This window comes from Mesorhizobium sp. M7A.F.Ca.CA.004.06.1.1 (genome assembly GCF_003999135.1).
GTDB lineage: Bacteria > Pseudomonadota > Alphaproteobacteria > Rhizobiales > Rhizobiaceae > Mesorhizobium.
Genome location: NZ_RZPQ01000452.1, coordinates 1 through 4,867, shown reverse-complemented (window position 1 = coordinate 4,867; position 4,867 = coordinate 1). Strand labels below are relative to the sequence as shown.

General features: G+C 65.2%; 5 protein-coding genes. 1 reads left to right on the top strand and 4 read right to left on the bottom strand.

Annotated features, from left to right (window positions below):
- The coding region (locus EN906_RS23155) for a fumarylacetoacetate hydrolase family protein (RefSeq protein ID WP_127375401.1) at positions 1 to 538 on the top strand (538 nt) is incomplete at its 5' end.
- A 27-nt stretch (positions 539 to 565) separates the two neighbouring features.
- Here the strand turns inward: EN906_RS23155 and EN906_RS23150 are convergent.
- From EN906_RS23150 to EN906_RS23135, 4 genes are all read right to left on the bottom strand, one after another.
- Entirely contained in the window at positions 566 to 1,588 is a 1,023-nt protein-coding gene (locus EN906_RS23150) for a phosphotransferase (RefSeq protein ID WP_127266754.1), read from the bottom strand.
- A complete protein-coding gene (locus EN906_RS23145) occupies positions 1,585 to 2,877 on the bottom strand; it encodes an aminotransferase class III-fold pyridoxal phosphate-dependent enzyme (RefSeq protein ID WP_127266753.1) in 1,293 nt (430 codons plus the stop codon). Before EN906_RS23145 ends, EN906_RS23150 begins: the two co-directional genes overlap by 4 nt.
- A gap of 35 nt (positions 2,878 to 2,912) precedes the next feature.
- Entirely contained in the window at positions 2,913 to 4,262 is a 1,350-nt protein-coding gene (locus EN906_RS23140) for an aminotransferase class III-fold pyridoxal phosphate-dependent enzyme (protein WP_127266752.1), read from the bottom strand.
- Positions 4,263 to 4,283: 21 nt separating this feature from the next.
- A partial coding sequence (locus EN906_RS23135) for an HAD-IA family hydrolase (protein WP_127375400.1) occupies positions 4,284 to 4,867 on the bottom strand: 584 nt, incomplete at its 5' end.

The following is a 4,867-nucleotide window of genomic DNA, read 5'->3' as shown; positions in this document are numbered from 1 at the left end:
CGGCGCGACGGTGCCGGCCGGCCGCTTCATCCAGCCGCGCGTCGAGGCCGAGATCGCCTTCGTCATGAAGGCGCCGCTGAAAGGCCCCGGCGTGACCATCTCCGACGTGCTCCACGCCACCGACTACATCACACCGGCGCTGGAAATCCTCGATACGCGCATCGAGCGCGTCAATGCCGAGACGAAGAAGGTGCGCACCTTCTTCGACACGATTTCCGACAATGCCGCCAATGCCGGCATTGTCATCGGCGGCCGGCGGCAACGTCCTGATGAGGCCGACATGCGCTGGATCGGCGCCATCGTCTCGCGCAACGCCGAGGTAGAGGAAACCGGGCTTGGCGCCGGCGTGCTCAACCACCCGGCCATGGGCATCGCCTGGCTGGCGGACAGGCTCGCCCGCTACGGCATGTCGATCGCGGCTGGCGAGGTGGTGCTCTCTGGATCGTTCGTGCGCCCGGTCGAGGCGCGGCCCGGCGACACGATCGTCGCCGATTTCGGCAGTTCGGGCACGGTCAGCATCCATTTCGCGAAGGGCTGATGACCCGCCAGTTCTTATTGATCGGCCCTATTCGCCACGCAGATAGGCAATCACCACATCGGCTGCGATGGCCGACATACGCTGGCCGACATCCCTGGTGATGTCGCCTTCGACGCGGCTCTGCACCCAACCGAGGAAAGCAAAGGCACGCAACGCCGAAAACAGCGGCAGCGCGGCGATGTCGCGCGCGGTCAGTGCCCGCTCCTGCCGATAGCCCTCGAGCAAAGCGGCCTCGATCAGCGGATAGATCGCCTCATCGCGGTTCTGGTAGAGCGCGACGGCAAGGTCGTACATGTGCCAGCCATGGCCGCAATCGTCGAAGTCGATGATGCGGATCGCGCCGTCATGGACGAGCACATTCTCGCGCACCAGATCGGCGTGGATGATGCCGAAATTGCGGGCGCTGCGTTCATGCTCCGACAGCGCCTTCACGGCCTTTTCCCGCGCCTGGAAAACCAGCTCGCGATGAGGGCCGTCGAGGAAGGGCGAGGTCTCGAAGCGGCCCCAATTCGGGTTCGCGCCGAAGAAGCCATTGAAATCCCAGGCATGGCGGGCAAAGCCGGCGGGCGGCGTCCAGGCAGACGTGACATTGTGCATGTGGGCGATGGTTCGGCCCATCGCGGTAAAGACCTGTCTTGCCTGCTCGGGCGTAAAATCCAGCGGCACGCCTCGCGCGCCGACGGCGCGGCCTTCCAGCCAGCTCAAGCAATCGACTTGCCGGGGTTGCACTGAGGCGTTGGCGCTGACAAGCACGAACAGATCGCCGGCCGGCGTGGCGACCGCAGATGGCGTGGCGATGCCGGCCGCTTGCAAAAAGCCCATCCATTGCAGTTCCGAGCGCAGGGCGGCGTCCGTGTGATAGCCAAGCCGATGAATGCGCATGGCGGCCGGCTGGCCTGTTGGCAAGATGACGCGAAACACCGCGTTCTCGCGGAATTTCAGCAGCTCTGGCTCACCCTCACGAATGCCCCAATGTTCGAGCGCGCGCTTGGCAAGCTCGGTGACATCGGCTGCCGTCTCGGGCTCGGATTGCGTGGAAACAGCGTTCACGCCTTCACTCCGCCGACTTCACCCAGCACCTCGTCGAGGGCGCCGATCAGGACGTCGGCATTGTCGCGCGAGAACGGCATGGGCGGGCGGATCTTCAGCACATTGCCGTGGATCCCGGTCTTGCCCATGAGCACACCGCGGTGGCGCATGCGGTTGGCGACCTGCTCGGCAATGTCGGGCGCCGGCTCGCGCGTCTCGCGGTCGTGAACCAGTTCGGCGCCGAAGAACAGGCCGGCGCCCCTGACCTCGCCGATGCATTCATGGCGCTCGGCCAGCGGGCGCAGCAGACCGAGCGCATAGGCGCCGACGTCACGTGCGTTGGCGACGAGATCTTCCTGCTCGATGACGTCGAGGACGGCATTGGCCACCGCGCAGGAAACCGGATTGCCGCCAAAGGTGTTGAAGTAACGGAAAGCGTTGCGGAAGGTCGCCAATGTGTCCTTGGTGGTGACCACCGCGGCGACCGGATGGCCGTTGCCCATCGGCTTGCCCATGGTGACGATGTCGGGCACGAAGCCAGCGCGCTGGTGGCCCCAGAAATGGCTGCCGGTACGGCCGAAACCAGGTTGCACCTCATCGGCGATGACCAACCCGCCCGCTTCACGCACCGCCGCCACGGCGTCTTCGAAAAATCCGCTGGGAAGCGTCGGGAAGCCTTCATTTTCGAGCAGCGGGCACAAAATGATGCCGGACAGGCCGATGCCGTCCTTTGCCAGCGCGGCGATGGCTCCCCGCACCGCATCGCCAAAGGCCTTGCCGTCGGCCGTCGCATCGGGATGGCGATAGCTGTCGGGCGTCGGCACCAGCCGCACTTGGCGCGCGCGGCCGCCGACCGGCGGCATGCGGGTGCTGAGCTGCGAAACCGCCGTGGTGTTGCCATGGTAGGTGGCGTCGGTGGCGATGATGCCCATGCGGCCGGTTGCGGCCTGCGCCATGCGCAGCGCGATGTCGTTGGCCTCACTGCCGGTGCAGGTCAGGATGGCGGACGACAGGCTGGCATCGAAGGTCGCGGTCAGCCGCTCGACATAATCAAGGATGGCGGTGTGCAGATAGCGCGTGTGGGTGTTGAGCAGGCTGGCCTGCCGGCACAGGGCTTCGACCACATGCGGGTGGCAGTGGCCGACATGTGCGACATTGTTGTAGGCGTCGAGATATTTCCGACCATCGGCATCGTAGAGCCAGACGCCTTCGCCGCGCACCAGATGCACGGGCTCGTCGTAGAACAATTGCGATTTCGCGCCGAGCAGGCGGGAACGCCGGCTAACCAGTGCTTCTTGCGATTGGCTCATTGCGTCTTGAAACTCCGTTGTGTCCAGCTAACCCGTCAGGCCTTCGATAGGCCTGCATCCAGCGCTTCGCCAATCTTCGTCACATCGGCGGCGGTGATGATGAGCGGCGGCGACAGGATGATGGTGTTGCCCGACACACGCAGCATGACGCCGGCCTCATAGGCGGCCTCCGAAACCACGGCCATGGTCTTCTTGTCGGCCGGCTTTTTCGTCGTGCGGTCCGAGACCAGCTCCAGCGCCGCCATCAGGCCCTTGTACCTGACATCGCCGACGATCGCATGCCTGGCCTTCAGCCCCTCCAGCGTGGCCGCGAGTTCGACGCCCCGTGCCGCCGCGTTCTCGTTCAGGCGAAGCCGTTTGGTCTCGGCAAGCGCCGCCAGACCCGCCGCGCAGCCGACCGGGTGGCCGGAATAGGTATAGCCGTGGCCGATCGCACCAAAACTGGTCTTGTCGGCCTCGAAGACATCGGCGACTTTTCCGCCGATCAAGGTCGCGCCGAGCGGGAAATAGCCTGACGTGATCGCCTTGGCGATGGTCATGAAATCCGGCTTCACGCCGGACAGACGCGAGCCCGACCATGCGCCGGTGCGGCCGAAGCCCGTCACCACCTCGTCGGCGATCAGCAGGATCTCGTGGCGGTCGCAGATCTCACGCACCAGTGGCATGAAGCTCTCATGCGGAACGATGACGCCGCCGGCGCCGAGAACCGGCTCCATGATGAAAGCGGCGATGGTGTCGCCGCCCTGGAAGGCGATTTCGTCCTCCAGCGCCTTGGCGCACAGTTTCGCCAGCCGCGCTGGGTTGGTCTCATCGAACGGGTTGCGGAAGGTCCAGGGCGCGGGAATGTGGAAGACGCCGGGCAGCAGAGGCTCGTAGTTGCGACGGAAATTGGCGTTGCCGTTAACCGACGCGCCGCCGAAATGCGTGCCGTGATAGCCCTTCTTCAGGGCGAGGAATTTTGTCCGGTCGGCCTGGCCGCGGATCTTCCAGTATTGCCTGGCCAGCCGAAGTGCCGTTTCTACTGAATCCGAGCCGCCCGAGGTGAAGAAGGTCCGCACCATGCCTTCTGGCTCGAACCATTCGCAGAGTTCGTAGGCGAGTTCTATCGACGGCCCGGTCGAGGTGCCGCGAAAGCCGGAATAATAGGGCAGCGCCGAAAGCTGGTCGGCGATCGCCTGCTTGATCGGGTCGCAGCTGTAGCCGAGATTGACGTTCCACAGGCCGCCGACGGCGTCGAGCACGGTGTTGCCGGCGATGTCGGTGACCATCACACCCTCGCCTTTCATGATCACCTTTGGCGGGTTGGCCCGCATCTCGGCCGGATGCGCCATCGGGTGCCAGATCGGCTTGGCGTTGGTTTCGGTGAGAAAATTGATGTCGCGCATAGAGGACTCCGCAAAAAAATCTCAGGCAACTGGGACGAGGCCGAAATGACCGAGGGCCTCGGCATAGGAATGAGCCGGGCGAGCGACGTCGAAATGGACCGTGCGCATGCCGGCAGCAGAGCCGCCATCGACATTGCGCTGCTGGTCGTCGACGAAGACGCAAGCGCCGGCAGGCAGGCCGAGCGCCTCGGTGACCAAGGCATAGGCGCGTGGATCGGGCTTGAGGATGCCGGTATAGGTGGCGTCGACGATGAGGTCGAACAGGCCGAGCAACGGCAGCCGCCGGCGGAAATCGGCGCCGTAGAACAGGTCGAGTTCGTTTGACAGGATCGCCAGCCGAAAACCCGCCGCATGCACCGTGCGAATGGCGCTGTCGGCCTCGGGCCGCACCACCTTTTCCGGCTCGGCGCCGCGCGCTCGTTGGACGAAGGTCTCCATCGCCTGCCAGTCCTCGCCGACCAGCCGACCGACCTCACTGGTGCGGGAGCGCCAGTAGTCGCGCTCGCTGATCTCGTCGGCCTGCATCGCGCGCCACAGCGGATCGCTGTCCGGATCGAACGGCCCGCGCCATTGCAGCGTTCCCGGCGCAAGGCCGAGCGCCTGTT